Source organism: Myxococcus sp. CA056, from assembly GCF_013336715.1.
GTDB classification, from domain to species: domain Bacteria; phylum Myxococcota; class Myxococcia; order Myxococcales; family Myxococcaceae; genus Myxococcus; species Myxococcus llanfairpwllgwyngyllgogerychwyrndrobwllllantysiliogogogochensis.
Map to the genome: position 1 here is coordinate 1,480,867 of NZ_JABUMT010000001.1, position 25,881 is coordinate 1,506,747.

At 69.7% G+C, this 25,881-nt stretch carries 25 protein-coding genes; 14 read left to right on the plus strand and 11 right to left on the minus strand.

Annotated features, from left to right (window positions below; all coding sequences use genetic code 11):
- The 4 genes from kdpA to HUA76_RS06115 form a co-directional block, all read right to left on the minus strand.
- Window positions 1-1,719 carry a potassium-transporting ATPase subunit KdpA gene (gene kdpA / locus HUA76_RS06100; protein ID WP_174460245.1) on the minus strand — a complete coding sequence of 573 codons (1,719 nt, stop codon included), beginning with the start codon at window positions 1,717-1,719 and terminating at the stop codon, window positions 1-3.
- A 10-nt stretch (window positions 1,720-1,729) separates the two neighbouring features.
- The gene (kdpF, locus tag HUA76_RS06105; protein WP_141641721.1) at window positions 1,730-1,819 is read right to left on the minus strand and encodes a K(+)-transporting ATPase subunit F; all 90 of its coding nucleotides are present in this window, start codon (window positions 1,817-1,819) and stop codon (window positions 1,730-1,732) included.
- A 106-nt stretch (window positions 1,820-1,925) separates the two neighbouring features.
- A complete protein-coding gene (locus HUA76_RS06110) occupies window positions 1,926-3,062 on the minus strand; it encodes a porin (protein ID WP_174460246.1) in 1,137 nt (378 codons plus the stop codon).
- Window positions 3,063-3,462: 400 nt separating this feature from the next.
- Complete coding sequence (locus HUA76_RS06115) at window positions 3,463-4,941, minus strand: TIGR02996 domain-containing protein (protein ID WP_174460247.1); 1,479 nt, start codon at window positions 4,939-4,941, stop codon at window positions 3,463-3,465.
- A gap of 106 nt (window positions 4,942-5,047) precedes the next feature.
- Between HUA76_RS06115 and HUA76_RS06120 the strand changes: the two genes are divergently transcribed.
- Complete coding sequence (locus HUA76_RS06120; RefSeq protein WP_141641724.1) at window positions 5,048-5,407, plus strand: helix-turn-helix transcriptional regulator; 360 nt, start codon at window positions 5,048-5,050, stop codon at window positions 5,405-5,407.
- On the plus strand, window positions 5,404-6,309 hold the full coding sequence (locus HUA76_RS06125; RefSeq protein ID WP_174455954.1) for an SRPBCC family protein: 906 nt from the start codon (window positions 5,404-5,406) through the stop codon (window positions 6,307-6,309). The genes HUA76_RS06120 and HUA76_RS06125 overlap by 4 nt, the downstream gene beginning before the upstream one ends.
- Here the strand turns inward: HUA76_RS06125 and HUA76_RS06130 are convergent.
- Entirely contained in the window at window positions 6,290-7,414 is a 1,125-nt protein-coding gene (locus HUA76_RS06130; RefSeq protein WP_174460248.1) for a serine hydrolase, read from the minus strand. The two genes, HUA76_RS06125 and HUA76_RS06130, sit on opposite strands and share 20 nt — an antisense overlap.
- Window positions 7,415-7,489: 75 nt before the next feature.
- Here HUA76_RS06130 and HUA76_RS06135 point away from each other — a divergent pair, with 75 nt between their 5' ends.
- Window positions 7,490-8,335: a class I SAM-dependent methyltransferase gene (locus tag HUA76_RS06135; protein ID WP_174455956.1), complete on the plus strand. Its 846-nt coding sequence runs from the start codon at window positions 7,490-7,492 to the stop codon at window positions 8,333-8,335.
- Window positions 8,336-8,368: 33 nt separating this feature from the next.
- Here HUA76_RS06135 and HUA76_RS06140 read toward each other — a convergent pair whose 3' ends face one another.
- Window positions 8,369-10,978, minus strand: coding sequence for a right-handed parallel beta-helix repeat-containing protein (locus tag HUA76_RS06140; RefSeq protein WP_174460249.1), 2,610 nt, complete (start codon window positions 10,976-10,978; stop codon window positions 8,369-8,371).
- Between the two features lie 221 nt (window positions 10,979-11,199).
- On the opposite strand from HUA76_RS06140, the gene HUA76_RS06145 reads away from it, so the two are divergent.
- From HUA76_RS06145 to HUA76_RS06160, 4 genes are all read left to right on the plus strand, one after another.
- A complete protein-coding gene (locus tag HUA76_RS06145; RefSeq protein ID WP_174455958.1) occupies window positions 11,200-11,859 on the plus strand; it encodes a cytochrome b/b6 domain-containing protein in 660 nt (219 codons plus the stop codon).
- Window positions 11,852-12,571 (plus strand): molybdopterin-dependent oxidoreductase, encoded by a 720-nt coding sequence (locus HUA76_RS06150; RefSeq protein ID WP_174460250.1) that lies wholly within the window; start codon window positions 11,852-11,854, stop codon window positions 12,569-12,571. Before HUA76_RS06145 ends, HUA76_RS06150 begins: the two co-directional genes overlap by 8 nt.
- A 144-nt stretch (window positions 12,572-12,715) precedes the next feature.
- Window positions 12,716-13,081, plus strand: a complete 366-nt coding sequence (locus tag HUA76_RS06155; protein WP_174460251.1) for a hypothetical protein — start codon at window positions 12,716-12,718, stop codon at window positions 13,079-13,081.
- Window positions 13,082-13,105: 24 nt separating this feature from the next.
- Window positions 13,106-13,687 carry a GNAT family N-acetyltransferase gene (locus tag HUA76_RS06160; RefSeq protein WP_174460252.1) on the plus strand — a complete coding sequence of 194 codons (582 nt, stop codon included), beginning with the start codon at window positions 13,106-13,108 and terminating at the stop codon, window positions 13,685-13,687.
- Between the two features lie 37 nt (window positions 13,688-13,724).
- Here the strand turns inward: HUA76_RS06160 and HUA76_RS06165 are convergent, their stop codons facing one another.
- Together HUA76_RS06165 and HUA76_RS06170 are read right to left on the minus strand one after the other, a co-directional pair.
- The gene (locus HUA76_RS06165; RefSeq protein WP_141646985.1) at window positions 13,725-14,165 is read right to left on the minus strand and encodes a hypothetical protein; all 441 of its coding nucleotides are present in this window, start codon (window positions 14,163-14,165) and stop codon (window positions 13,725-13,727) included.
- Window positions 14,166-14,189: 24 nt separating this feature from the next.
- A complete protein-coding gene (locus HUA76_RS06170) occupies window positions 14,190-14,975 on the minus strand; it encodes an alpha/beta fold hydrolase (protein WP_174460253.1) in 786 nt (261 codons plus the stop codon).
- A gap of 192 nt (window positions 14,976-15,167) precedes the next feature.
- On the opposite strand from HUA76_RS06170, the gene HUA76_RS06175 reads away from it, so the two are divergent.
- Window positions 15,168-15,902, plus strand: a complete 735-nt coding sequence (locus tag HUA76_RS06175; RefSeq protein WP_174455962.1) for an SAM-dependent methyltransferase — start codon at window positions 15,168-15,170, stop codon at window positions 15,900-15,902.
- A 19-nt stretch (window positions 15,903-15,921) separates the two neighbouring features.
- Here HUA76_RS06175 and HUA76_RS06180 read toward each other — a convergent pair whose 3' ends face one another.
- From HUA76_RS06180 to HUA76_RS06190, 3 genes are all read right to left on the minus strand, one after another.
- Entirely contained in the window at window positions 15,922-16,599 is a 678-nt protein-coding gene (locus HUA76_RS06180; RefSeq protein WP_174460254.1) for a hypothetical protein, read from the minus strand.
- 80 nt (window positions 16,600-16,679) lie between these two features.
- Window positions 16,680-17,585, minus strand: coding sequence for an alpha/beta fold hydrolase (locus HUA76_RS06185; RefSeq protein ID WP_174460255.1), 906 nt, complete (start codon window positions 17,583-17,585; stop codon window positions 16,680-16,682).
- Window positions 17,582-18,481, minus strand: a complete 900-nt coding sequence (locus tag HUA76_RS06190; protein ID WP_174460256.1) for a halocarboxylic acid dehydrogenase DehI family protein — start codon at window positions 18,479-18,481, stop codon at window positions 17,582-17,584. The genes HUA76_RS06185 and HUA76_RS06190 overlap by 4 nt, the downstream gene beginning before the upstream one ends.
- 425 nt (window positions 18,482-18,906) lie before the next feature.
- On the opposite strand from HUA76_RS06190, the gene HUA76_RS06195 reads away from it, so the two are divergent.
- The 6 genes from HUA76_RS06195 to HUA76_RS06220 all read left to right on the plus strand — a co-directional run bounded on the left by HUA76_RS06195 (window position 18,907) and on the right by HUA76_RS06220 (window position 25,821).
- Complete coding sequence (locus HUA76_RS06195; protein WP_217439477.1) at window positions 18,907-19,224, plus strand: hypothetical protein; 318 nt, start codon at window positions 18,907-18,909, stop codon at window positions 19,222-19,224.
- Window positions 19,221-20,576 carry a HAMP domain-containing sensor histidine kinase gene (locus tag HUA76_RS06200; protein WP_174455966.1) on the plus strand — a complete coding sequence of 452 codons (1,356 nt, stop codon included), beginning with the start codon at window positions 19,221-19,223 and terminating at the stop codon, window positions 20,574-20,576. The genes HUA76_RS06195 and HUA76_RS06200 overlap by 4 nt, the downstream gene beginning before the upstream one ends.
- The gene (locus tag HUA76_RS06205) at window positions 20,573-21,310 is read left to right on the plus strand and encodes a hypothetical protein (RefSeq protein WP_174460257.1); all 738 of its coding nucleotides are present in this window, start codon (window positions 20,573-20,575) and stop codon (window positions 21,308-21,310) included. Before HUA76_RS06200 ends, HUA76_RS06205 begins: the two co-directional genes overlap by 4 nt.
- Window positions 21,307-22,176 (plus strand): cyclopropane-fatty-acyl-phospholipid synthase family protein, encoded by an 870-nt coding sequence (locus tag HUA76_RS06210; RefSeq protein WP_174460258.1) that lies wholly within the window; start codon window positions 21,307-21,309, stop codon window positions 22,174-22,176. Before HUA76_RS06205 ends, HUA76_RS06210 begins: the two co-directional genes overlap by 4 nt.
- A gap of 118 nt (window positions 22,177-22,294) precedes the next feature.
- The gene (locus HUA76_RS06215; protein ID WP_174455969.1) at window positions 22,295-22,492 is read left to right on the plus strand and encodes a hypothetical protein; all 198 of its coding nucleotides are present in this window, start codon (window positions 22,295-22,297) and stop codon (window positions 22,490-22,492) included.
- Between the two features lie 71 nt (window positions 22,493-22,563).
- Complete coding sequence (locus HUA76_RS06220; protein ID WP_174460259.1) at window positions 22,564-25,821, plus strand: carboxypeptidase-like regulatory domain-containing protein; 3,258 nt, start codon at window positions 22,564-22,566, stop codon at window positions 25,819-25,821.
- The last annotated feature ends 60 nt before the right edge of the window (window positions 25,822-25,881 follow it).

Below are 25,881 nucleotides of genomic sequence, written 5' to 3' on the forward strand. Positions count from 1 at the left end.
TCAGTAGACCTTTCCGGCCCCGGCGAGGAAGTGCTCGACGATGGGGCTCAGGGAGAGCGCGGGGAAGAAGGTGAGCGCACCGACGATGACCACGATGCTCACCAGCAGGCCGGTGAACAGGGCGCCATTCGTCGGGAAGGTGCCCGGACCCGCCGGCACCACCTTCTTGCCCACCATGGAGCCGGCGATGGCCAGCGCGGGGACAATCATCAGGAAGCGCCCGCCGAGCATGGCCAGCCCCAGGGCGATGTTCCAGAAGGGCGTGTTCGCGTTGAGGCCCGCGAACGCGCTGCCGTTGTTCGCCGTGGCGCTGGTGAACGCGTAGAGGATTTCCGTCAGGCCGTGCGGTCCCGCGTTGTTCAGCGAGGACACGCCCTGCGGAATCACCGCCGCCACCGCGGACATCCCCAGGATGAACAGCGGGAAGATGAGCACGTAGAGCATCGCGAGCTTCATCTCCTTCGCCTCAATCTTCTTGCCCAGGTACTCGGGCGTGCGACCCACCATCAGGCCGGCGATGAAGACGGAGAGCACCACCATGATGAGGATGCCGTAGAGGCCCGCCCCCACTCCGCCGAAGATGACCTCGCCCAGCTGCATGTTGACCAGCGGCACCAGACCGCCCAGCGGATTGAAGCTGTCGTGCATGGAGTTGACGGCGCCGCACGACGCGTCCGTGGTGACGGTGGCGAAGAGGGCGGACGCGGTGATGCCGTAGCGCACCTCCTTGCCCTCCAGGTTGCCCACCTGCGCCACCTGCGCGGAGGCCACGGCGGCGTTGGGCTGGGACTCGGCGGCGTAGGCGGCGGTGACGCCCGCGAAGAAGAGGATGGACATGGCCGCGAAGAGGGCCCAGCCCTGCTTCGTGTCCCCCGTCATCTTCCCGTACGTGTACGTGAGGGCGGAGGGGATGGAGAAGATGAGCAGCATCTGCACCAGGTTGGTGAGCGGCGTCGGGTTCTCGAAGGGGTGCGCGCTGTTGGCGTTGAAGAAGCCACCGCCGTTGGTGCCCAGCATCTTGATGACCTCCTGCGAGGCCACCGGACCCATGGCGAGCGTCTGCTTCGCGCCCTCCAGCGTGGTCAGCTCGTGGTACGGCGCGAAGTTCTGCAACATGCCCTGCGAGACGAAGAACAGCGCCACGACGAAGCACAGCGGCAGCAGCACATAGAGCGTGCCGCGCACCACATCCACCCAGAAGTTGCCCAGCGTCTTGGCTCCTTCCGGCCCCGGGCGGCGCGTGAAGCCGCGCGCCAGCGCCAACGCCACGCCGAGCCCCGCCGCCGCGGAGACGAAGTTCTGCCACGCCAGCCCCACCATCTGCGTGAGGTAGCTCATGGTGGACTCACCGGCGTACGACTGCCAGTTGGTGTTGGCGACGAAGCTGGCCGCCGTGTTGAACGACAGCTCCGGTCCCACCGCGCCCAGGCCTTGCGGGTTGAGCGGCAGCACGTGCTGCGCGCGCTGGAGCCCGTAGAGGATGAGCATGCCGACGACGCTGAAGGCCAGGAGCGCGCCGCAGTACTCCACCCACGTCTGCTCGCGACGCGCGCTGGCACCCGTCAGGCGTAGGAGGACGCGCTCCACGGGGCCGAGCACGCGCGGCAACGGCTGCGTCTCCCCTTCGAAGACGCGGAAGAGATAGGTGCCCAGCGGCTTCGTCAGCGCGAGCAGGAGGGCGAAGAACAACACAATCTGCAACCAACCAATGAGGGTCATGGCGGAGTCCCTAGAAGCGCTCGGGACGGAGCAGGGCGTAGACGAGGTAGGCGGTGAGCAGCACGGCGAGCACGGCGCCAGCGGCGTATTCGAAAGTCATCGGGAGGACCTCACAGGCGCTCGCAGCCGTGGGAGTAGCCCCACGCGAGCGCGAAGAAACCAAGGGTGGCGAGGATGAGGACGACGTCCATGGACGGACTCCAGGTTCAGAAGTAGGCGGTGGCTCCGAGGACGACGAGCGTCTCGGAGTCCTTGGGAATGGGGGTGCCTTCGTCGGTGGTGGCGCGGCTGGCGAAGACGTCCGCCGTTGACCGGTCATGCCGCGCCTCCAGCTTGAGCGTGAGCTGCTCGGCGGGCTTCACCTCCAGGGTGAGCGTGCCCCCCGTCAGCGTCTGCTCCACGCCCGTCATGAGCCCGTCGGCGTCGCGATACGCTTCCACGCGCGCGGCCAACGCCACGGGCTCGGAGAGCTGGACGCGGGCATTGAGTCCCGCCGCGTACCAGACCGCGCGGTCCGCGCCTGGAATCCGCTGGGTGCCCACATCCGCGGTGGCCGCGAGCTTGAACGACTCCGTCACCGCGTACGTCGCCACCGCGTCCGCGAAGAGCCGCAGGCCGTCGCTGCCCTCGGTGCCTTCGTTTCCAATGAAGGTGTTGAAGGACGCGGACAGGCGCTTGCCCGCGTAGGCCACCTGGGTGCCCAGCGCGAGGCCCCGGTTGTTGTCGCCAATGGTCTGCCAGCCATTGAGGAGCTGGAGCTGCACGCTCCACGCGTCATCCAGCGCGTACGTGCCCTTGAGGCCCGTCTGGTAGTAGGGCGACAGCTCGCCCATCCACGAGCGCGTGTACGTCCAGTTGAGCTGTGACTGGAAGGACTCCAGCCCGATGTGGCTCGGATAGAGCCCGGCCTCCAACGTCAGCGGGCCGGTGGCGAAGGACAGCGAGGCCTGCTGCACGTAGCGCCACAAGTCCGGCCCGGAGGCGACGCCCTCGGGCTCGGCCGCGTGGACCACCTCCGCGCCCGTGCCGAAGCCGAGGAGCACCTTGAAGCCCACTGGCTCCGGGGCCAGGCTCACGCCGATGGAGGCCAGGTTGATGGCCACTTCGCTGTCGCGCTTCGCGGACGTGCCGGTGCCTGGGATGAAGTTCGCCGCGTTCGCGGGCCGGTTGAAGTTGTGGCCGAAGTACACGTCGACGCCTCCCTCGGGCTTCAGGCGGGAGAGCAAGCCCGGGGCCTCCGCCTCGGCCTGGGTATCCGTGGGTCCTTGAAGTGGTGGCGAGGAGGCGTCGGCCTGCTGGAGCAGCAGGGAGAGCAGCAATGGAGGCGTGGTGAGAGGCCACATAGGTGTGCCCCATTGAGCACCGCCCGTACCAACCCCGTCCCCCGAGGACCCTAGGTGTTCCGAGGGGTTGCGGACATGCCCCGTGGGGCAGGATTGCAACCTGCACGACAGGTCTCCAGGCATCGTGCAGGTTGAGGCCGCGCGGGTGGGGACAAGGCCGGGCGCACTGACACCTGGAAGCACCGCGCGTTTCGCACGAAGCCGGGGAAGACTTCTCGCATCCCGCCTGATGTACGGCGCGACGATGACGGCGCGGATTGTTCCAAGGGGTCGCGCTTACTGGGAGTCGTGCCTTTCGTGGAGGCGGCACGAGGGCTTCACCGTGGACTCACGCCGTGAGCAGCCCCTGCTGCTCATCGTCGCGAACTTCAGGCGCTGAGCATGCGCGGGAGTCCTCCGCTCACTCCCGGATGACCCGTGCGTAGGCGGCAAGCGCCTCACGCAGCGGCGCCCCCTCGGCTCCGTCTCGCAATTCAATCCGGAGCCCCTGGGAGCTGAACCTCGCGGCGGCAAGGAGGACGGGCGCGAACTCCCGCGTGCGCGGTCCCGTGACGGTGGCCCGGATGGGAACCTCCGCGCCTCGGGTCACCTCGAGCCTCCAGAATCCATCTTCCCCAGAGGCCTTGAAGTACTCCAACTGGGAAGCCAGACGGGAGTGGGCACACCGGATGAAGAGGTCCGTCGAGGCATAGGGGATGGTCAGCCACGTCAGGTGGGGCAGGGCCATCAGCGCATCGGCCAGGCCGCTCTCAAATGAGCTCTTCAACTCCAGCCGCCTCACGGAGCTGTTCGCGGACAGCAAGCTCACCAGCTCGCCTGGAACATTCAGCAGCCTCGTTACACGGCGCAACGCGGGGTGCCGGAGCATGCGCCCCCACTGCGCGACGTCATTGCCGTCGCTGTGGTGCTCCGGATTCCAGTGGAGTTCCTCCACCGTGTTCCAGCCGGGCTCCGGCTTGGGAAAGGACTTGGGGAAGTGGTCCCCCTTTATCGGGCGGACCGCGACGGGAAAGCCCCGCTCGAAGCGGGTGTAGTCTCGCTCGACGTAAGGCCCCAACGGCGCCTGCCACCGCTCCCGGTTCGCCACGAGCAGTCGAGCGATGTGCTCCTCATCCGGCGCCTTCGCATACTGGAGCATGATGAACTCCCCCAGTGGGTCGCCCTGCTCGATCAACTGGTCGGCCAACACCTGCCGGGCGGAGTCATCCTCCGGCGCCTCATAGACGCGGGCGAACAGCGCCTCCCGAGTCGCCGCGTCGAGGCGCGCACTCTCCACCCGCTCCTCGATGACCTCCTTCAGCGCGTCACACCGCGCCAGGGTCTCCGCATCGAGCACGGGAGGAACCCAACGAGCTCCCAGCCGGATGACGAGGTCGAACCGCTCGACCTCCTCCCCTTGCGTTGAAGGGAGCCGGGCCTTCAGCTCGCGCAGGGGCTCCACGTCATAGGGCGCACCCACGTACATGAAGAGGCTGCAAAGCATCTTCAGCTCGCCTGGAGTCTCCGCTCCCGGAAGACGGACGAGGGTGAGCAGGAGCGGAATGATGCGCGGATCCGCGGGCCACCATCGTCGCAGCCGGTCGAGGTCCGTGGAGAACGCACAGCGCGAAAGACTCGCCGCGCGTTCCCGCAGCCATCCCAGCGCCCGGGGAAGGTCCGTGGGATGCCTGCGGACCTCCTCGAGGACCCAACGGACGGGCACCCCGAAGAAAGGGAGCCCCGTGGCGAGGTGGTCCGAGAGCCGCTGGATGAGCGCGATGACGGGCTCGGCTCGGCACTCATTCCACGCCTCCAACAGGAGCGTGAGGGCCGCATCATCCTCCCGCCGAGCGAGCGCCTCCTCCGTGCGTCCCAGCAACTCCTTCAGCAGGTGGCTCACCCGGACAGGATAGCCGAGGCCACCGCAACCCGGCTTCGATTCAGGCCCGACCCATACTCAAGTCGCGACTTGACTATCCGGCGACCCCTCGCCAATACTCAAGTCCATGCTTAACCATGGCGCCGTCGACCGTATCTTCCATGCCCTGGGCGATTCCAATCGGCGCGCCATCGTCGAGCGGCTGAGTCGGGGAACCATGTCGGTCAGCGACCTGGCGAAGCCGCTCGACATCACGCTCGCCGCCGTCGTGCAGCACCTCCAGGTGCTCGAGGAGAGCGGGCTGGTGCGTACCGAGAAAATCGGACGCGTCCGCTCGTGTCAGCTCGAGCCTGGTGGACTGCGCGTGGCCGAGGACTGGCTGTCGAACCGACGCGGACTCTGGGAGCGCCGCTTCGACCGACTCGGCGAGCTGCTCGATGGGCCCGAGCGCCCGAACCCCACCCCTCGAAAGAAGACCAAGACATGAAGACCCCTCCCGTCGTGCATGGCTCGTTCACCATCGAGCGCACCTACAAGGCGTCACCCGCTCGCGTCTTCGCCGCATGGTCGGACGTGGAGACGAAGGCTCAGTGGTTCATCGGTCCGCCGGACCGCTGGACGCTCGTGAAGCGCGAGCTGGATTTCCGCGTGGGCGGCCAGGAGCTGCTGCATGGGCAGTTCGGCGGCAAGCACTCCACTGTCTTCACCGCGCGCTATCACGACATCATCCCGAACGAGCGGATGGTCTACGCCTACGACATGAGCGTGGGCGACAAGCACCTCTCCGTGTCCCTGGCCACGGTGGAGCTCCACGCCACGAAGACCGGGGGGACGCGGATGGTCTTCACCGAGCAGGCCGCGTTCCTCGACGGGGAAGACGGCACCCGCTCTCGCGAGGAGGGCACGGCGGCGCACTTCGACCGGCTGGCGCTCATCCTGGAGTCCTCGCGCGACATCATCTCGTCCCGGCTCATCGATGCGCCCCGTGAGCAGGTCTATGCGGCGTTCAGCGACCCGGAGCAGCTGACGCTGTGGTGGGGGCCGCAAGGCTCGACGAACACGTTCGAGCAGTTCGAGCTGCGCCCCGGCGGCAAGTGGCGCTTCACGATGCAGAGCGCGGAGGGCGCGCGCTACGCGATGGACAAGGAGTTCATCGAGGTGGTGCCGGCCGAGCGCATCGTCATCCAGCACCACCAGCAGACGCATCACTTCGAGATGCGGATGGACTTCGCGGACGAAGGAGCGCGGACGCGGCTCACCTGGCGCATGCGGTTCGAATCGAAGGACGAGGTCGAGAAGGTGCGCGGGTTCGTGGAGGCCGCGAACGAGCAGAACTTCGACCGGCTCGCGGCCCACCTCGCCTCGCGGGTCAGAGCCGCGCGGCCATGATTCGGGCCCACAGCTCCTCGTCGAAGTCGGACAGCGTCTCCGCCGAGCGAGTCCCCGCCTGCGCGCCCAGCCGCGTCACCACGAGGCCCAGTGAGCGGCTGACGTAGACCTTCTGGTCGTCCTTGCCCAGTCCGGCGAAGACGTCCTGTGGCGCGCTGGGGATGAGCGGGCCGTCGATGCGCGCGCTCAGCGGCGGTATCAGGGTGAAGGCCTTGCCATTGAGCCAGAACAGGTGGCCATAGGCGGGGTTGAGCGTCTGCGAGGAATTGGTCGCGGTGTTGAGGTACGCCGAGGAGACGACCCGGGTTCCCGCCCACGCGCCGTCCGCGAGCAGCAGCAGGCCGAAGCGCGCCAGGTCACGCGCGCTCATCGTCAGGCCCCACAGGGGCAGGCCCTTGCTGTCGGTATCGGAGCGCTGCTCCCACTGGCTGCGCGTCGCGCCCAGCGTGTTGAACAACCAGGCGTGGGAGAGCGCGTCGATGCCCAGGCCCGTGCGCCGCTCCAGAATCATGCGCAGCCGGTGATAGGCGTCGTTGTTGTACAGCCACGTCGTTCCGGGGGCCGCCTGAAGTCCGAGTGACGTGTTCAGGCCGCTGGTCATCGTCAGCAGGTGGCGCACGGTGATGCGGGCCTCGGCCAGCGCGCCCGTGTTGGACCAGCCGGCGCCGAGAATGGGAGTGACGCGCTCGTCGAGCGAGAGCACTTGCTTGTCCACCGCGATGCCGACGAGCACGGAGACGACGCTCTTCTGCGCGGAGGCGATGTCGCGCATGAAGTTCGAGTTCGCCAGCCAGTAGCGCTCGGCGAGCAGCTTCCCATCCTGGAGGATGACGATGGCCCGGGTGTCGCGGGAGCCCGCGAAGTCGAGCGCGGCGTTGAGCTTCGCCACGTCCCAGCCCGCGCTGGCTGGACTCACCGTGGGCCAGCTCGCGTCATCCGTGGGGAAGACGAGGGGGGCGATCAGACCGTGCGGGACGTCCCGGGGGGACGCCACGGTGGCTTCGGGTTGAGAGGTGGGCGTCTCGGTGGCCCCTTCCTCAGGAGCAGGAGGAGCACAGGCGAGGACGACACAGACGAGAGAGAGAAACAGGGCGCGCAGGGGCATGGGAGTAGCAACACGCGTCAGCTCCGGAAGTTGCGGAAGGTGGCAGGGATGCGGCGAACGTGGGTTTATTTCGGCATGTCCTCGCCCTCCCCCGCCGAGTCCTACCTGCTGGACTTCCATCGTCGCCTCGCCGGGGTGACTTCGCGTGAGTTCGGAGGTGCTCCGGTGCTGCGCGACGGTGAGGTGTTCCCGTCCACCTATGCGCTCCTGGAGGCGGCGGTGCCGAAGGAGGACGGGCCCCGGGTGGTGCTCGACCTGGCGTGTGGTGATGGGTATCTGCTGGAGCTGCTCGCGCGGAGGAACCAGCCCGGGCTCGCGCTGGTGGGGCTCGACATGAGTGAGCACGAGCTCGCGGTGGCGCGGGCGCGGCTGAACGGCGCGGCGACGTTGCATCAGGGGCGAGCGCAGTCACTGCCGCTCGCGGAGGCGAGTGTCGACGTGGTGCTGAGCCACCTGGCGCTGATGTTGATGGACGACGTGGAGACGGTGCTCACGGAGATGCAGCGGGTGCTGAAGCCGACGGGGCGGGTGTCCGTCGTTGTCGGTGGCGACCTGGTGCGAGGCGAGGCGTTCGAGGTGTATCTGGGGTTGCTCAAGCCCATGCTGGCCGCGGAGGCGCGGGTCCCCGTTCCGCTGGGGGATGCGCGAGTGCGCTCCGTGGAAGGACTGACGGGGCTGTTCGGCGGCTTCACGCACGTGGACATCCGCCGGCTCGAGGTCCAGGGCGATGCGACTCCGGAGCACGCGTGGGAGTCGCTCAGCACGACCTATGACGCGGACCGGCTCTCCACGGCGGCGCGAGCCTCGCTCAAGCACGCCTTTGTCCAGGCCGTGGAGCCCTTGCGTCGCACCGACGGCACCATCCCCATGCGGTGGGGCATGCGGCAGGTGACGGCCACGGGGCGGCGTCGCACGGAGTGAGCCGCGCGCAGATGCCGCGTTCACGACATGGCTTCACCGGACGGTGTGGGCTTGCGTCCCGCTCGCGCCGTCGCCCGTGGCCGTGAGCGTCAGCGCTCCTGCCTGTGTCGCGCGGAAGTAGAACGTCGCCTCCTGCTGCGGCCCTTCCAGCGCCAGTGCCCAGCCCGTTCCCGAAGTGGCCAGGGCCTGGGTGCAAGTCGCGTCGGAGTAGAGCACCGCTCCCGGCGCCGCCGTGCCCGCCACCTCCAGCACCAGTGACGGCGCCGTCAGCGCGGACAGGTTCCCCAGCGTGTCCTGACTCTGAACCACCAACTCCTCCGAGCACTGCCCCACTCCTGTCTCCCGGTCAGGTGTGAGGAAATCCAGGCGAGACGCCGTCCCTGCCACCACGTCCACGTCGAACGTCACATCGGGCTCGGTCTCGCGCGCGTACCCCGGCCCGCTGACGTGGTTCTGGCTGATGAGGTTGGCACCTCCCAGGTCGGAGATGCCCGCCTGATAGGGATAGCCGTTCGTCACCACCGGCCCATCATGCGTCACCGTGTTCCGCGTCACCCGGAGCCGCGTCGACACAGACAAGGGTCCACCGTCCTCCTCCGCCTGGGACAGGTTGATGCCGACGTCGTTGTCCACCAGCGTGTTCTCGAAGATGACGACGTCCTCACACAGCGCCATGTCGTAGTAGGCCCCGCCCGCGACGAGGATGCCCGAGCCCGTCGTCTCTCCTCCCGAGTACGCATTCCCCGTCACCCGGTTCCCCGTCGCCCGCCCCGTCGCACCATCGCTGAACTGGATTCCATTTCTCGCGATGAAGGGCACCGGTCCCCCGCCCTCCACCTGGTTGTCCTCCACGTTCAGCTCCACTCGCCCCGTGCCGGAGATGCCCGCCTTCTGGTAGCGCGCCACCCGGTTGCGCAGCACCTCCACCCTCGTCACCGTCTCGGCGTCACGCGCGTTCCGCACCTCGATGGCCACGCCCTCCTGGCAGCCGCCCTCGCCCTCCTTCTGGTTCACGTCGAGCACCTCGCTGTCGACGATGGAGCCACTCGCCCCTTCGAACAGGATGCCCCGCAGCCGCGCGGCGCCACCGTCACACGCCAGCTCCGACAGGCCTCGCGCCGCCACCGTCACGGCTCGCACGTGCGCCGTCGTTCCCAGGCTGCTCAACACCGCACCTCGGAAGCGCCGTCCCCGCGGGTCCACCGCCGTGAGCACATGCCCCGCTCCATCGAACGTGTATCCATCGGGAATCCACACCGTCTGCTCCGTGGTGCAGTCCGCCGCCAGCGTCACCCTCGAGTCCTCCAGCGTCGCGGCGCACGGCGGGAACTCGCCGCACAGCAAGTCCCCCCACTCCACCGTGAACTCCCGCGTCGCGCTCAGGCCCGAAAGGTTCGTGACGGTCAGCGTGATGGTCGGAGGCGTGTCCACGGGAATACAGGACAGCACCACCCAGTCCACCGAACCCGAGTCCCTCTCGCGCACCGCGTTCCCCAGCAGGCCCGTGTTCGTCGTCCACGCGAAGGTCAGCGGCTCCCCCTGAGGGTCCGCCGCCATCGCCGTCAGTCGCACCGGCCTCCCCGCCGACACGTCCGTCTCCGACTGCGAGGCGTCGATGATGCTCGGCGGCAGCGGGTTCGTCACACACAAGTCCAACGAGCGCTCACGATGCGCCCCGAAGCCATCACTCGCTCGCAACGTCAGCCGACAGTTGTCACACGCGGCCTGAGGCGCGGCGCTCGGCGTGAAGCGAGTCGCCGCCGCCGCCGCGTTCTCAAAAGTCCCTTCACACGTCGCGGTCCAGGCGAAGGTCAGGGCGTCTCCGTCGTCATCCACGCCCACCGCCTGGAGCGTCACCGGAAGCCCCACGCGCGCCTGGGACACGGGCTGGGCCCCCAGCTCCGTCAGGACAGGCGCGTGATTGAGCGAGGCCGTGTGCACCAGGTCCCCGCCGCCCGCCAGCTCCACGTCCACCGAGAAGCGCAGCGTGCTCACCGCGCCTCGCGCGCTCGTCACCGCGAGCGTGAGGTTCACCGCGCCACGCCGCAGCGGCGCCGTCCACTCCGCGTCGACAGCCGTCGCATCGTCGAAGGTGCCAGAGGTCGCGCTCCACGCATACGTCAGCACCTCCGACGCATCGACGGCATGCGCCAGCGCACGGAGCTTCAGCGCGGCTCCTGGAGACACCGATGCCCGCGAGCCCACCACCGCATCGATGACGGGCGCCGTGAGGGGCGCCTCCGAGTCCGTCGCGCGAGGCACCAGCACGACGAGCGCGTCATGGTGTTTCAACAACTCCACGCCCGGGACGTCCACCTGTCCCAGCACAGCGCCCGTCGCATCGAGCACCCGCGCCCCCACCGAGGTTCCCGCCCCCGAAGGCAGGCTCCGCAGCAGTCCCTGCCACAGCGGCGCCTCGGAGCTGCTCAGGGCCGCGGTGACGACAGCACCCCGAGCCGGCGTCGCGGACACCTCCACGCGAGCCACGGTGTCGAGCGGCAGTGAGCGCGGCAGCACGGTGACCACCCGCAGCGAGCCCGCGGGCTCCACCCGCACGCCCAGCGGTTCCTCCTGATGACACCCCGTGGCCAGCACCAGCGCGCTGGCAAGCAGGGCCAGTCGCATCGCGTTCGCTCGGTTCATGGTGACGTCCTCTCGGCGATGTCCGGTGTCTCACGATACCGGCAAGCGGCCATGCGCCCAAGCAACCGGCCGAGCCAGCCCGGAAGCCCGCCTGCTCGCGCCGCCCCGCAAGGCAGCGCCGCGTCGAGCGGACGACATCGGGTGAACAGCGCGGTTCGGAAGCGGGCAGTGCGTCAGGAGCGGCGGCGCGGCGTTGACGCACGGTGTTCTCCTGCCGCGTCGTGCGAGCCCCTGAATCACGTCGCCCACAGCCCTGGCCCATCCGCGTGGCCCACTGGGTCAACGTGCCACTGCTCGTCATCATGGCGGGCAGCGGGCTGCAGATTCTCGCGGCCTATCCCATGCTCGGCACGCAGGGGCGGCCCTATGGCTGGTATCCCTTCCAGGGCACGCCACCTCCCGAGTGGGCCCGAATCGGCGACTGGCTCGCGGGCGCACGAGGCTGGCACTTCGCCTTCGGCGGGTTCCTCGCGCTCAATGGCTTCGTGTATCTGCTCTATCTCGCCCTCAGCGGCGAGTGGCGGCGGCGGCTCTTCTTCCCGCGTCGCGACACGCGCAACGCCGTGAGCACGCTCGCGTTCTATCTGCGCCTGCGCAAACAGCCTCCCGACCAGGGGCTGTACAACGGCCTGCAACGGCTGGCGTACACGGGCGCGCTGATACTGGGCATCCTCGCCGTGCTCTCGGGGCTCGCGCTCTACAAGCCCGTGCAGCTCGGTGCGCTGGCAACGCTGCTCGGCGGCTATGACTCCGCGCGCGCCATCCATCTGCTCGTGCTCGCCTCGTTCGTGCTCTTCACGGTGGGGCACGTGGTCATGGTGTTGCTGCATCCGCGCTCGTTCGGGGAGATGGTGACGGGCGGGAGGAAGCCGGATGCCTAGGCTCCTCGTTCCGTCGCGACGTCCTCTGCTCCTCACGCGTCGCTCCGTCCTGCTCGGGGCGGCGGCGCTCACGACGTCCGCCTGTGACAGCGCGCGTCCTCGCGAGGGTTTCCTCGGGGCCATGGAGCGCATCAATCAGCGGCTCCAGGGGGCTCTCTTCGACGAGGACCAGCTCGCTCCGGAGCTGCCGCCCGAAGAGGCCACGCCGCCTGGTGACTTCCCCCAGTACTTCGTCTCCGAGTCCATGCCGCTCGTGCCTCAAGGTTGGGCGCTCAAGGTGGGTGGGCTCGTCGAGCGGCCTGGGATGCTGTCACTCGCGGACCTGCAGCGGCTGCCGCGCACGGAGTACCGCATCCGGCACCACTGCGTGGAGGGCTGGAGCGCGGTGGCGTCGTGGCATGGCGTGCGCGTGAGTGACGTCGCCAGGTACGTGGGCGCGGACCCGAGGGCTGGCTACGTGGAGCTGCGCTCGTTCGATGCGGGCTACTGGTCCTCGTGGGACAGGCCGAGCGCCTTCCACGCACAGACGATTCTCGCCTACGGGATGAACGGGCAGCCGCTGTCACCGGCGCACGGCGCGCCGCTGCGCCTCTACTCGGCGGTGAAGCTCGGCTACAAGATGGTGAAGTACCTCACCGAGGTGAACTTCCTCCCCGAGCCCACCGGCGGCTACTGGGAGGAGCGCGGCTACGAGTGGTACGCGGGCGTGTAGCCCCACCCCTTCAAGCAATGTCGGCCCCGCCTGCTATCCAGGCCGTCTCTTGCGGCGGTCCTCCTCGGCTATTACCCTGAACTGAGTAGAAACTGAGTATTAATGACCTCAGTACACAGCAACCCCAAGAGAACGGAGCCCGTCGTGCCCCAGACCGAACGTCTCCAGGCGTCCCTGCCGTCCTTCTCGATGAAGGAACTCACCCGCCTGAGCAAGGAGCTGGGGGTCGACAAGAGCACCGTGGTCCAGGAGGCCCTCTCCCTCTTCACGAAGGCCGCCCTGGAAGCCAGGCGAGGGTCCCGGCTCGCGTTCCTCCCACGGACGCCCCAGGGCACCGTGCGGGAGTTCAGCACGCCCCTGCTCACGCACATGGAGCAGGCCTCACAGAAGGACCCCGTCGAGATTGTCCTTCCGGATGCGGACTTCGACCGGGTGGTGAAGCGACTCGAGAAGCCCGCGAAGCCCACCGCCGCGCTCCGCGCACTTGTTCGCAAGCAACGCCGTCGCTAACCCGCGTGGACTTGCCTGGGATTCATGCCACCACCCTCCTCGTCCGACATCGTCCTTCCCGCCCCCATCACTCAAGCGGTGACCCGGAGCGACACGGGCAGTGGCTTCACGTGTGAGCACGAAGCCCTGAATCGCTTCTTCCGTGAGTCCGCCCGGCAGAACCAGGAGCGAGACATCAGTCGGACCTGGGTCCTTCGGCGCACCGCGTCCGACGACCCCGCTCTACCGCTGGTCCTGGGCTACTACACGCTCTCGCTGACCACCCTCAAACGGGAGACGCTTCCGCCCGACCTGGGCAAGAGACTGCCGCACTACCCGCTCCCGGCGGTCCTCATCGCGCGCCTCGCACGGGACTCTCGCGTGAGAGGCCGGGGCCATGGCGAAGACCTCCTCGGAGACGCCCACCTTCGCGCGCTCACCATCAACGCCCAGAGTGGCGCCGTGGCGGTCATCGTGGACGCCAAGGACGCCCACGCTCGCGACTTCTACAAGAGGTTCGGCTACGAGCCGCTGCTCGCCGAGAGCGAGCCTCCGACCTCGCCCTGGCCCCTGCGGCTCTTCCTGCCCATGGCCGAAATCCGCGCCGCGTATTCCGAGGCGTCCTGACACACCCGCGCGAGGGGGCCGAGCACAGGCCCCACCCTCACGCCTTGCTGCCGGCGAAGCCTCCACCGAACGGAGACGGCCCGCGCTGACGCAGGGCCTCGCGCTCGGCCTTCAGCGCGGCCAGGGCCTCGTCGCGCGTGGCGTAGTGATTCACCGCCGCGCCGTTGATGGCCCCGCTGGTGAGCACGAACATCTGCGTCATGTCGTCCCCACCAAACCGGTACGAGCGATGCGTGAAACGCTCCAGCACCTCACGCCGCTCCTTGCCGAACACTCGCCCCGCCGTGAACTTCACCACCAACCCATCCAGGTTGATGAGCAGGTCCACCTTGCCAGACCCCGCGTAGCGCGACAGGTGCACCTCCACCTCCCGCCGCCAACGCAGGACGTCCTCCTCATTCACCAGGACGCAGTCGGTGAAGTAGGCCGTCACGACGTCGTTCTGCGCGTCGTACTCGAAGGACATGTTCCAGGCCATCGTGCTGCCTCCTCGAAGCCGGAATCAGGCGGGCGCGGAGCCCGCCAGAAAGGCGGACAACACCGCCGCGGTCTCCTGGGGGCTCTCCACCTGCGGATAGTGTCCAGGGCCCGGAATGTGAGCCATGCGCGCGCGCTTGATGGGCTCCACCACCGCCTGCCGCAAGAAGGCCGGCGGCAGGAAGGCGTCGTCCGTCGACACCACCAACGTCGGCGCCGCGATTTTCGACAGCCGGTCCGCGAAGCCACCCTGCGTCCACGCGTCGAACGCCTGCTCAATCGACGCCGCGCTCACCGACCCCGAGTCCTTCAACAGCGACTCCAGCGACTCCGGCGACAGCTTCTTGCAGGCCAGGCCCAGAATCATCTTCTGCTTCTCGCGGTCTCCCGCCGACGTCCGGAACAACCCCGCGGCATCCGGCGGCAACGGCAGCCCCGACGCGGGCACCGAGTTGAGCAAGAGCAACGCCTCCACCCGCTCCGGCACGTGCGACGCAATCCACTGCGCCAACTGCCCACCCATGCTGTGCCCCACCACCGAGAAGCGCTGGGCACCCACCGCGTCCACCACCGCCAGCACGTCCTTCGCCAGCCCCTCCAACGAATGCCCACCCGCCGGCTTCCCCGACTGACCCGTGCCGCGCGCGTCCGGAACCACCAGCCGCAGCCCCGTCAGGTCCAGCCGCTCCACCATCGAGTCCCACACCGCACCCGACACCATCCACCCATGCACCAACACCACCGTGCGCGGTCCTTCGCCGATGACGCGATAGTGAAGCGAGGTCCCGTCAGATGCGGAAATCGTGCTCATGTCGTCTCCTCAGACGAAAAGGATAAAGCAGTATTGAAGAAATGTGCAGAAGCGAAAGCAAGCCATGACACTCAGGAGAGTTCCAGGGGGCGCATGTAGGCGTTCGCGGTGGGTATGAGTCGGGTTGGCGGGGAGCGGAGGTGGTGGGTTGTCTCACGGGCGGCGTTCCGCTCTGGCAGAGTCCGCCGCCTCATGGCGGACGAACGGGATGGGACGGGCGGCGCGCGGCACGAAGCTCGGCGCACGGTGCACTGCGAGGACGCGCTGACGTGGCTGGCGGCCCAGCCGGTGCTCGCGGGGTGCTCGGCGGTGGCGTCGCTGCCGGACGCGTCGGAGTTCCCCTCGCTGTCCCTGCCCGAGTGGAAGGCGTGGTTCATCCGCGCGGCGGCGCTGGTGATGACGCGCGTGCCCGACGACGGTGTCGCCATCTTCTACCAGACGGACGTGAAGGACGAAGGCCTCTGGGTCGACAAGGGCTACCTCGTCTCACGCGCCGCCGAGGAGACAGGCCTGGGCCTGCTCTGGCACAAGGTCGTCTGTCGCCGCGCCCCCGGGACGGTGACGTACGGCCGGCCCGCGTACTCCCACTTCCTGTGCTTCTCGCGCGGCGTGCGCCCGGACCTGGCGAAGTCCACCGCGGATGTCCTCGCGGACGCGGGCGAAGTCACCTGGACGCGCGGCATGGGTGTCGACGCGTGTCAGCTCGCCTGCCGCTTCATCCTGGAGAACACGTCCACGCGCACCGTGGTGGACCCGTTCTGTGGCCACGGCACCGCGCTGGCCGTGGCCAACGCCATGGGCCTGGACGCGGTGGGCGTGGAGCTCAGTCGCAAGCGCGCGCGCAAGGCCCGCAACCTGCGCGCGGAGTGGCGCGAGGGGAAGCTCGTGCTGGTGGCGAGCGACTACCTCGCGCAGCCCTTGTCGTAGTCCACGGTCCGCGTCGCCCCTACTTCACTGAGGACGATGCCCGCACCGCGGGGGTGCCCACGTCGGAAGCCGCGAGGGCCGAGGGTGACGGCAGCGCCGCCAGCTCCCTCTCCACGGCGGGCTCCAGCTCCGCGAGGAACGCTCCGAAGAGGCGCTCCTCCAGGGCCAGCGCTTCCTCCAACGAAGCACCCACGGCGGTGAGGCGCGCCACGCACGCGTCCTCGATGGTGCGGCGGTGGCTCTGCTCCTCGGTGACGACGCGCCCCAGTTCCTCACGGACGCTCGTGTTGCGCGAGGCCGCCTTGTAGAGCGGGTAGAGCACCATGGCGCGGCGCTCGATGGCCGTCGTGGTGAGCAGGTAGTGCAGGTACACGTCGGGCTGGCCGGTGTGCGCGGTGGCCCAGGTGGCCAGCTCGTGGTCCAGCCCCTGGAAGTAGCGGCCCGCCGCCTCCGGACAGAGGAAGGTGGTGATTTCACTCCCGGCCACCTCGGCAGACAGGCGCTTGAAGGCGAACGCGTGGCGCGTCTCGTCGGACAGATGTCCGAGCACTTCCAGCGAAGGATGACGGTCCGCCACCGTGCGCGAAATCTTCCGCGCCCCGATGAACTCCATGAGGGACAGGGTGTGCAGCCAGCGAGCCTCGAGCTCGGGAGCCTGGGCCAACTGACGAAGCACCGCCTGGATTCGGTCACGCATACCGCGCCTCTAGCGCGAGGACGGCCCGGGAGCGAGCACCAAGACGCCGCCCCCGCCAAGGCACCAATACGCGGCGCCCGTCATGCGGGCGCGGGCGCCTCCGAGCCCCAGAGTTCCTCCGCCACCGAGCGCGTCGTCGCGTGACTCACCGGCGACACCCCTTCCAGGAAGCGGAACAGCTCCATCGCCACCGCGTGCGGCGCGTCCCACATGACGAAGTGCCCCGCATTCGGGACCTTCATCCACCGCGCACCGGGGATGTCCCACGCCAGTCGCTCGCCGTACTTCGCGGGCAGGATGCCGTCCTTCTCCCCCCACAACACCAGCACCGGCACGACCAGGTGCCCCAGCTTCGACGCCAGCTCCAGCGTCTGGTTGGTGTTCAGCGCCACCGCGTCGCGTGACAGCGACACCATCCCCACCTCCGTCGCGTACGGCGCCAGCAACCCCTCCAGCATTTCCGCGGTCTGCGGCGTCGCGAAGCCCTTGCGCTTGAGTGCCTGCGTCAAGAAGCGCGTCAGGCGCTCCGGCGTCAGCCTGCGCGCCATCGCGGGCGTGCCCAGCTGCGCCATCAACCCCTTGGGCCACGCGTCGTAACAGACGCTGTCCATCAGACACAGCCGCCCCACCCGCTGGGGAAAGCGCACCGCGAGCTGCTGCGCCACGCCGCCGCCCACGTCGTGCCCCACCACCGTCGCGTCCACCACGCCCAGGCGGTCCATCCACGCCTCCAGCGCCTCCGCCTGCCGCGATATCGAACGGTCGAACCTGTCGCGCCGGTCGGAGAACCCGTAGCCCAGCAGGTCCGGCGCCAGCACGCGGTACGACTCGGCCAGCCCCGGCGCAATCCCGCTCCACAGGTAGCCCCAGTTCGGAATGCCGTGCAGCAGCACCACCGGCGGCCCCGAGCCCCAGTCCACGTAGCTCACGAACCGACTGCCCAGCTCCATCACCTCTTGTCGCCCCTGCCACTCGCGCCAGTTCATCGCAGCTCCTCCGCCGCCACCCAGTCCGGCACCAGCCGGGACGCTCCCGGCATCGGCTGACGCAGCATGTCCGGCACGTCCTGCACCAGCCGCGACAGGTTCAACAGCAAGGCCGGCGAGCGCCGCTCCAGCGCCTGCGTCACCTTCAGCACCGCCTCCGCGTTCTCCCCCAACGCCGACACCCGCTCGCGACTCAACGCCACCGGGTACGGCAGCGCCCGCGCCCGCCGTCGCGCGGACTCCAACAGTTGCTCCGATGCGCGCTGGAAGGCCTCGTCCTTCATGCGCGGCTTCAGCCGTCGCCACGCGGTCTCCAGATACGAGGGCCAGCAGCCCAGCGCGCGGTACTCACCCGGCACTCCCGGCGGCCCCACCGTCTTCACGATGTCCGCGAACAACGTCCGCAGCACAGCGTCGCCCGGCTTCTCCGCCACCCAGTCCATCGCAGCCATGCGCGAGGGGACGCCACGCTCCAGCCGCTCCGACGTCCCCAGGGCGCCCTGCTGTCCCACCGGCTGGCCCTCCAGCGCCATCCGCACCGCGGACACCATCAACATCACCCGAGGCTGCATCGTCTCGAACAGCTCCAGGGCTCCGCGCGCGTGGAAGCGCTGGCTGGGCCCCAGCCTCGTCGCGCCCCACGCGCCCAGCGCCTCCCACTGCACCGTCGAGTCCAGGACCTCCTGCCACAGGCCCAGCGCGGACTCCTCGAAGGCGCGCGTCTCCACGTTCGGCCCCAGCGCTTCCCACATCGCCACGAAGAAGCGCGGGTATGCGGCCCACGTGCGCAAGGACACGTCCACGCCCGTCACGCGCATCGTCCGCCGCAGCTCGTGGTAGACGCGCTCGACACCGCCCTCCGCCCCGTGCTCGCTCACCTGTCTCACCCTGGCCATGCCGGCACCCCCGGCAACGGTGGGAACGGCGGGGCGCGGTGGACACCTCCCTCAGCGCACCCGGCCGCCTGGAAGGCCCCGCTCCCAGGGCAGTCGCCTCGCGGACATCACGTCGGCTCTCCACCACCTCGCCACCCTCCGGGGCGGTGTCGCCGGACACTAAAGAACACTCGCGGCCCCGGCGGTTTGACTCCGTCCTTGACGGCTCGCTTTGCTTCCGTTCGCGCGACGAAGGAGTCGTGCCTGCCTGGTTCGCGGGGGGCAACCAGCATGTGGCTTCGACACGTGTCGCATCGAAAGCCATTTCGAAGCAGCCCCCCAGGTGCGCGGCGAGAGGCGGACGCCCCGCGTGAGGCGTCTGGCCCCGCGCGCCACCACCACCACCGCAGCGAGGGACGCCAGCGGGCGCCCGGGGGAGAGACGACATGAGCAGCGACAACGACACCTGGGGACCCCGGCTGGTCAGCGTCCCCCTGGTCGGCGCGGTGAGCGATTACCTGCAGCGCATCCAGGACCTGGGCGCCGTGGAAGGCCCCGGTGGCGCGGTGGGACTCAACCCCGCGCTGGAGCCGGTGATGGAGGCGCTGCACCACCTGCTGGCCGGTGGAGAGGTGGAGGTCCGCGTCACGCGGCGCGGACACTCCCGGCTCGTCCAGGAGCTGCGTCAGCGCGTCGAGGACGCCACGCGCGAGGTGAACGAGCTCCAACGAGTGGCGGGCTGCACCCTGTCCACCACCGTATGAAGACACGCTTCGCCGGCGGCGCCGCCGTCACGGCCTCGTTCCGGCGCTGGACGCGTGCCCAGGACACCGCGGAGGTGCTCGCCGCCGCCGGCGTGGGGGCCTGGTGGGCGCTCACCACCGTCGTGCTGGCGGTGCTCGCCGCCGTCGCGTGGGCGCCGGGCGCGAGCACCCTCTTCGGCATCTCCTTCGTCGACGGGCTGCTGTGCGCGGCGCCCATGCTCGTCAGCGGCCTGCTCTTCTCCGCGGTCCACCGGAAGCGGCGCCATATCGAGACGTGGGGCTGGCTGTGGCTGCTGCTCGGCGTGACGTCGCTGCACTTCTTCCTCGCCGCGCTGATGGCGATGTCGGAGCTGCAGGGCGCCACCGTCATCACCTCCCTCTTCCTCTTCACCACCGCGTTCCACGGCCGGCTGCACCGCGTGACGCCCCGGCAGCCCTTCCTCGCCCTGGGCACGGCGCTGGCGCTGGTGGCCGCGCTGCCTTTGCTCGAGAGCCCAGAGCACCTGGTGTTGTTCGGCGTCATCGGCCCCGCCGCCCTCACCGCGGAGCTGTACCTGGGCACCTTCGCCGTGCAGCACGACCAGGCCCGCGCGGAAGCCGAGCGCCTGCGCGCCGCCGTGCAGGCGCAATTGCTGGAACAGCAGGAACAGGACGTGGGCCGGCTGTCGCGCGCGCTGGGGGAAATCCTCGGCTACCACCACGAGTTGGACAGCGCGCTCATGTCGGCGGGCACCGCGGCGGACATGCTGGCGGTGATGGGGGTGCAGCGCAACGCGCTGGCCCGAGGCGACTTCGAGGACCTGGTCAAGACGCTCAACGACAGCCTCACCCAGATTCGGAACATGGTCGGTGAGATTCGCGCGAAGGGCCGGCGTTATGTCGGCTCGGAGCCGGAGCCGGTGGAGCTGACGCCGCTCCTGGAGGGCGTGCGCACCAGCATGGGCCTGCGCTTCCCGGACGTGGACTTCGAGGTGGCGGTGGAGCCGGGGCAGCCGCTGCGCGCGCTGATGAGAGGCGGGGCCACCACGCTGCGACGGGTGGTGGAGAACCTGGTGCTCAACGCCTGCGAGGGAGACGGCAAGCAGGGCGCCTCGCGCGTGCGCATCCAGGCCCGGGTGGAGCCGCTCAGCGGCCGGCTGGAAGTGGTCATCGCGGATGACGGGCCGGGCTTCCCGGCCGCGCTCCTCGACGTCCCCGCGGAGGAGCTCTACACGTCCAAGCCCGAGGGCACCGGCCTGGGCCTGTACACCAGTGAGTGCCTGCTGCGCGCCAGCGGCGGAATGCTGTACCGACGCAACGCCCCGGACGGCGGAGCCCTGCTGCGCCTGTTTCTGCCCAGGGAGTACCGATGAGCGGTGGAGCCCTTTACCAAGAGGCCCTGCGGGTGCTGCGGCGACTGGAGCTGCCCGAGGAGTCGGAGCACGACGTGCTCGCCGCGTTGGAGGCCGCCCAGCCGGGCCCCCTGCCCCTCTTCTACGAAGCCGGCGCGGAGGCCGGACTGGAGCGCCCCGTGCTCACGGCGCGCGGCGTGGGCCTCTTCTTCATCTTCTGCGCGGGCAACCTCGCCGACGACCTCATCGACGGCGACTGCACCTACTACGACACGCCCCTGCGCATGGGCCCGTGCGCGCAGTTCCTCCTGCAGAACCTCGCCTGGGCCACGCTGGCGGAGCCTCGCGCCCGCGTGCTCCCGAACGCCATGGAGGAGAGCGCACGGCTGTTGGCGCAAGCCGCGGGACCGCAGGCCCTGGAGGTGCGCGCCCAGGCGTGGAGCGAGCCCTTGTTCCGCCGGGTGGCGGAGGGCATCGCCGGGCGACAGTGGGCCGCGTACCTGCGCGTGCTCTGGGCGGGGACGTGGCTGGAGGAGCGCGCGGTGTCGGTGGGCCTGAGCCTGGGTGTGGCCGCCCATGTGGCGGAGGACATCCGCTCCAAGGACCCGCGCTTCACCTCCATGCCCCCGAGCGACCGGCTCACCGTGGTGACGTGGGGCAGGCAGGCCGCGGAGGCGCTGCGCGGACAAGACTTGCGCTGCCTGGACGCGGCGCTGCGCCGCATCGAACCGATACTTCCGGAGGTGGAGCCATGAGGGCGGAACCCCCACGGTGTGAAGCCCGCCATGACGCGGTGGCCGCCTACTACGAGGAGAAGACGGAGCGCATCCTCCGTCGCTACGGGCCCGGCCCCCGCATCCACTTCCACGTGGGGCTGGTGGACGACGTGCCTCCACCGGGCGAGCCGGAGCCGCTCGTGCGCGAGCGCGTCCACGCCTCCCAGGAGGCCCTGCTCGCGGAGCTGGCGCGCGCGGTGGGCTCGTTCCCTCGCGGAGCCGACGTGCTGGACGTGGGCTGCGGCCTGGGCGGCGGTTCGCTGTACTGGGCCGCCGAGCATCAGGCCTGGGTGACGGCGGTGACGAACGTGCCCTCGCACGTGGAGCTGGTGCGCACGTTCGCCGAAATCGAGGGCGTGGGCGCGCGCGTGAAGCCCCTGCACTGTGACGCGCTCGCGGTCCCGGGCCGCGCCTGCTTTGACGCCGTGGTGGCGGTGGAGAGCAGCAGCTACCTGCCGCGCGCGGAGTGGTTCCGCCGCGTGCGTGCGCTCTTGAGGCCCGGAGGCGTGGTGGCCATCGCGGACTGCTTCCTGGGCCGCCCCGAGCTGGCCGCGCCCTTCGACCGGTACTGGCGCACGCGCATCGGCTCCCTGGACGAATACCTGTCCGCCGCGCACGCCGCCGGACTGGAGCTGGAGGTCCGCGACGATGTGTCCGCGCGCGTGGTGGGCTTCTGGTCTCTCACGCTGGAGCTGCTCGCTCACGAGCGCTTCACGTCCCCCGGTCAGCCTCCGGCGCGCGTCCTCGCCCGAGGGGAGTCCCGCCGCGAGCACCTGCGACTCCAGCAGGCGTTGATGGATGGCGGACTGGAGTACGCGCTGCTCGTGCTGCGCCGCGAGGACTGAGCACCGCGCCTGTCCTCCGGCCCGGGGCTGACGAGCAAGCAAGCACCCTGGGACACCATGCCCCGCGCGCGGTGCGGCCCCAGCCTTGGGCGAGCCTTAAAAAAGGGAGGAGCGCGCGATGAGGACTTTCACGCGATGGCTGACGGTGGCGGCGGTGGCGGCGGCCCTGACGATGACGGGGTGCCGTGAGCGGAGCCGTGAGGACAACTCCGGGGCCATGGGTGGCTCTGGCGACAACAAGGGCGCCCTGGACCACCAGGGCACGGGCGGGTCCGGCAAGCCGACGAAGGGCACGGACGCGGGCACCGTGCGGTAGCGCCAACCGCGCCAGGTGGGCTCCGGCTGTTATCGTGACGACTCGACGTCGTCGGACAGCCGGAGCACATCATGCGCGGGTGGAAGTGGGGGAGCGTCATCGCGGGGGTGCTCGCGCTCCTGGCGTGGTGGATGCTCGGAAGCACCGAGCCCATGGCGCCCGCGCGCGAAGTCGCTCCAGCGCCCCGGCGCGCCTCGGGGGATTCGCTTCCGCGCACGTCCGCGCCCACGCGGGCGGAGCAGGCGGGAGCGGGACTGTCCATTCGCGGCACCGTGGTGGACTCGCTGGGTCGACCCGTGGCGGGCGCGCGCGTCTCCGCGTCGTGGCCGGAGGCGGGCGAGACGCTGTCGGAGCTCCCCTGTCCGGAGGAGGTGCTTCCCTCCTGGGAGGCGCTGGTCGATGCGTCCCAGGGTCGGCGCAAGCTCCCGTGGTGTCTGCCGCAGGTGGAGGACACGCTCACCGCGCTGCTGCTCGCGCGGCAGGGTGAAGCTCCCATCCACGCGGAGACCGTGTCGGGCGACGACGGCGCCTTCGTATTGGAGGGACTGCCCGAGGGCCCTCAAGCCCTCCTCGCGCTCTCCGAGCGGGGCACCGCGCTGCGCCCCGCCGTTCCTTCTGGCAGCCAGGACGTGGAGCTGCTGCTGGAGCCGCCGTGGTTCGTGGCGGGCCAGGTCCACGGGGACGGCGAGCCATTGGCGGGCGTCGCGGTGACGGCGGTCAGCATGCACCACACCCGCTTCTTCGACACGAGCACGGATGACCAGGGCCGCTTCAGGCTGGGGCCCCTTCCCCGCCAGAGTTATCAGGTGCTCGCGACGAAGGAGGGCTGGCTGCCGACGCTCGCGCCGGAGCGGTACAGCGACCAGTTCCGGGAGGTGACGCTGTATCGGCCCCGCGCGCTCCATGGCCGGGTGTTGTCCGACGGAGCGCCCGTGCCAGGAGTGGAGGTCCGAGCGGCACGCGCCGACCTGGACGACGGGGCGCCGGTTCCCCGGACGAAGACGGACGCGGAGGGACGCTTCACGCTGGAGCTGAGCACGGGCAGGTACGCGCTCACAGTCGAGCAAGGGGGCCGGTACGCCTTCGCACGGGTGGTGCTGGGTTCAGCGCCTCCTCCCGAGGTGGTGTTGAAGCTGGGCGAGGCGCTCCAGGTCGAGGGCACGGTGTTCGATGATGCGCACGGCGCGGTGGAGGGCGCGCGTGTGAAGGCGCACTTCAGACAGGGCGGACGGGAGTCCCTGGAGGCAGTCACCGCGGCGAACGGCCACTACCGCCTGGGCCCCGTGGAGCCCGGCCCGTGGGAGTTCACCGTCGAGGCGAAAGGCCATGTGGACCTGACGGTGGGCCAGGAGCACGAGCTGGCCGCTGGCATGGGCCCTCGGGACTTCACGCTGAAGCGCACGCAGACCATCACCGGTCGCGTCGTGGACGGCGCGGGCCAGCCGATATCGGGCGTGCCCCTGGCGATGGAGCTGATGGGGACCGAAGGCCCCGAGGAGTACGAGGCGCAGGAGCTGGCCTTCTCCGACCGGGACGGACGCTTCGTGATGGATGCCACGCGCGCCGGCGGCTCCTACGAAATCACGGCGCGCAGCGACGACTACGTCCATGAGACCGTGGTGGCGACAGCCCCTGGCCCCGAGGTGACGCTCACCTTGCGCGCGGGCGCGACGGTGGAGGGGACGCTGACGGATGCGCGCGGCCTGCCGGTGGCGCGGTTCATGGTGAACGTGCTCCCGCTGGACCACGACGACGAGCAGGAACGCCTGCTGGAGACCGAGGGCACGGACGACCAGGGCCACTTCCGCCGCAAGGGCATCTACCCGGGGCGCTATCGCGTGGAGGCCAAGCAATGGGCGTCCAGCGTGGACCGGAGGGTCTGGGCCGACGTGGAGCTGCTGCCGGACACGGTGACGAAGGTGGAGCTGCGGCTCCAGGAGGAGCACTCGCTGGAGGGCATCGCCGTCGACACCGCCGGCCAGCCCGTCCAGGGCCTCTCCGTGCGAGCCCAGTCCCTGGCCAGGGTCGATGGCCCCAAGTTCATCGAAATCCACGGGGACCGGCACGAGAGACCGCGCGGTGTCCTCACGGACGCGGAGGGGCGCTTCGTCCTTCGCGGCCTGGGCCCCCTCGACCATGCGCTGTTCGCCATCAAGCCAGGCCATGAGCTGCTGCCGGAGCGTTGCTCGGGAGTCGTGCGCAGCGGCGAGGACGTCCACTTCACGGCGGACACGAAGCAGGTGCGGCTGGTGTTCCGGCGCCACCCCCACGTCCGGGGACGGCTCCTCGGACCAGACGGCGCGCCCCAGCACTCCTTCACCGTGGGACACACGCGGGTCCAGAGCGAGGACGGCACCTTCGCCGTCCCCCTCCACGAAGAGCCCATCACCCGTCAGTACCTCTTCAGCGTGTACGAGATGCCCACGGCGACGCGCGCGGTGAAGGGCGGCGTGGACGTGGCGGATGTCGACCTGGGGGACATCCGGCTGGAGGAGGGGCGCTACATCCAGGGGCTGGTGCTCGACGCGGAGACAGGCGCGCCGGTGAAGGGCGCCACGGTCGAACTCGACGCCGAGCCTGACGAGGACGGTGAGCGGGGCCAGCTCGCGGGCGCGCGCACGAACAGCGACGGCGAGTTCTATCTGGACAAGGTGGCCTCCGGTCCCCACACCCTCCGGATGAGCCACCCGGGCAACTACCGCGAGCTGCTCGTTCCAGTGGCCGCCACGCAGGAGAAGGTGACGGCGCGGATGGAGTCCGGCGCTCGCGTGAAGGTGACGGCCAGGGACCGCCAGGGCCGTCCGGTGGACGCGTTCATCAGCTACCAGGGAGCGGGCGACGAAGGCCTGGTCGAGATGGGCAAGGGCGTGAGCACGCTGCGCGGCCTGGAGCCCGGCCGCTATGCGCTCAAGTTGATTGCGCGGCACCGCAACGAGTCACTGCCGGACTTCCAGCCGTTGAGCGTGGACCTGCCCGAGCGCGGAGCGCTGACGGTGGCCTTCCTGCCCGCGACGGGAGGGGCCACGGTGAAGCTGCGCCTGCCCTCGCAAGTGGGCGTGGGCCTGGGGCTGGTACCCGGCGTGGTGCCGCCTCCCAGCACCTCATCGGCGCTGCGCCACCTGATATTCCAGGGCCTGCCCTGGCAGTACAGGGAGGACAACCCGGAGGTCGTCTTCACCCATGTCCCCGAGGGCAGGGTCACCGTCTTCTTCCACACGTCCGACGTGCCCGGTCAGTTCCACACCGAGGAGCTGGACATCCCGGCGGGAGGGACGGTGTCACTCACCCTACAGCCGTCCTGGCGGAGGCTCGACGTCGCGGAGAAGTGAGCGCCTCTCGCCTGCCTGACAGCGCGCGGGAGCCACGGGTGGAAAGCAGGCTCCTCGCCG

Coding starts and splice junctions, on each gene's coding strand:
- HUA76_RS06140 (WP_174460249.1), bottom strand. CDS start 10,978: ATGAACCGAGCGAACGCGATGCGACTGGCCCTGCTTGCCAGCGCGCTG.
- HUA76_RS06135 (WP_174455956.1), top strand. CDS start 7,490: ATGTCCTCGCCCTCCCCCGCCGAGTCCTACCTGCTGGACTTCCATCGT.
- HUA76_RS06165 (WP_141646985.1), bottom strand. CDS start 14,165: ATGGCCTGGAACATGTCCTTCGAGTACGACGCGCAGAACGACGTCGTG.
- HUA76_RS06210 (WP_174460258.1), top strand. CDS start 21,307: ATGAGGGCGGAACCCCCACGGTGTGAAGCCCGCCATGACGCGGTGGCC.
- HUA76_RS06175 (WP_174455962.1), top strand. CDS start 15,168: ATGGCGGACGAACGGGATGGGACGGGCGGCGCGCGGCACGAAGCTCGG.
- kdpF (WP_141641721.1), bottom strand. CDS start 1,819: ATGACTTTCGAATACGCCGCTGGCGCCGTGCTCGCCGTGCTGCTCACC.
- HUA76_RS06180 (WP_174460254.1), bottom strand. CDS start 16,599: ATGCGTGACCGAATCCAGGCGGTGCTTCGTCAGTTGGCCCAGGCTCCC.
- HUA76_RS06125 (WP_174455954.1), top strand. CDS start 5,404: ATGAAGACCCCTCCCGTCGTGCATGGCTCGTTCACCATCGAGCGCACC.
- HUA76_RS06130 (WP_174460248.1), bottom strand. CDS start 7,414: ATGCCCCTGCGCGCCCTGTTTCTCTCTCTCGTCTGTGTCGTCCTCGCC.
- HUA76_RS06160 (WP_174460252.1), top strand. CDS start 13,106: ATGCCACCACCCTCCTCGTCCGACATCGTCCTTCCCGCCCCCATCACT.
- HUA76_RS06170 (WP_174460253.1), bottom strand. CDS start 14,975: ATGAGCACGATTTCCGCATCTGACGGGACCTCGCTTCACTATCGCGTC.
- HUA76_RS06215 (WP_174455969.1), top strand. CDS start 22,295: ATGAGGACTTTCACGCGATGGCTGACGGTGGCGGCGGTGGCGGCGGCC.
- HUA76_RS06200 (WP_174455966.1), top strand. CDS start 19,221: ATGAAGACACGCTTCGCCGGCGGCGCCGCCGTCACGGCCTCGTTCCGG.
- HUA76_RS06150 (WP_174460250.1), top strand. CDS start 11,852: ATGCCTAGGCTCCTCGTTCCGTCGCGACGTCCTCTGCTCCTCACGCGT.
- HUA76_RS06205 (WP_174460257.1), top strand. CDS start 20,573: ATGAGCGGTGGAGCCCTTTACCAAGAGGCCCTGCGGGTGCTGCGGCGA.
- HUA76_RS06120 (WP_141641724.1), top strand. CDS start 5,048: ATGCTTAACCATGGCGCCGTCGACCGTATCTTCCATGCCCTGGGCGAT.
- kdpA (WP_174460245.1), bottom strand. CDS start 1,719: ATGACCCTCATTGGTTGGTTGCAGATTGTGTTGTTCTTCGCCCTCCTG.
- HUA76_RS06220 (WP_174460259.1), top strand. CDS start 22,564: ATGCGCGGGTGGAAGTGGGGGAGCGTCATCGCGGGGGTGCTCGCGCTC.
- HUA76_RS06110 (WP_174460246.1), bottom strand. CDS start 3,062: ATGTGGCCTCTCACCACGCCTCCATTGCTGCTCTCCCTGCTGCTCCAG.
- HUA76_RS06190 (WP_174460256.1), bottom strand. CDS start 18,481: ATGGCCAGGGTGAGACAGGTGAGCGAGCACGGGGCGGAGGGCGGTGTC.
- HUA76_RS06185 (WP_174460255.1), bottom strand. CDS start 17,585: ATGAACTGGCGCGAGTGGCAGGGGCGACAAGAGGTGATGGAGCTGGGC.
- HUA76_RS06195 (WP_217439477.1), top strand. CDS start 18,907: ATGAGCAGCGACAACGACACCTGGGGACCCCGGCTGGTCAGCGTCCCC.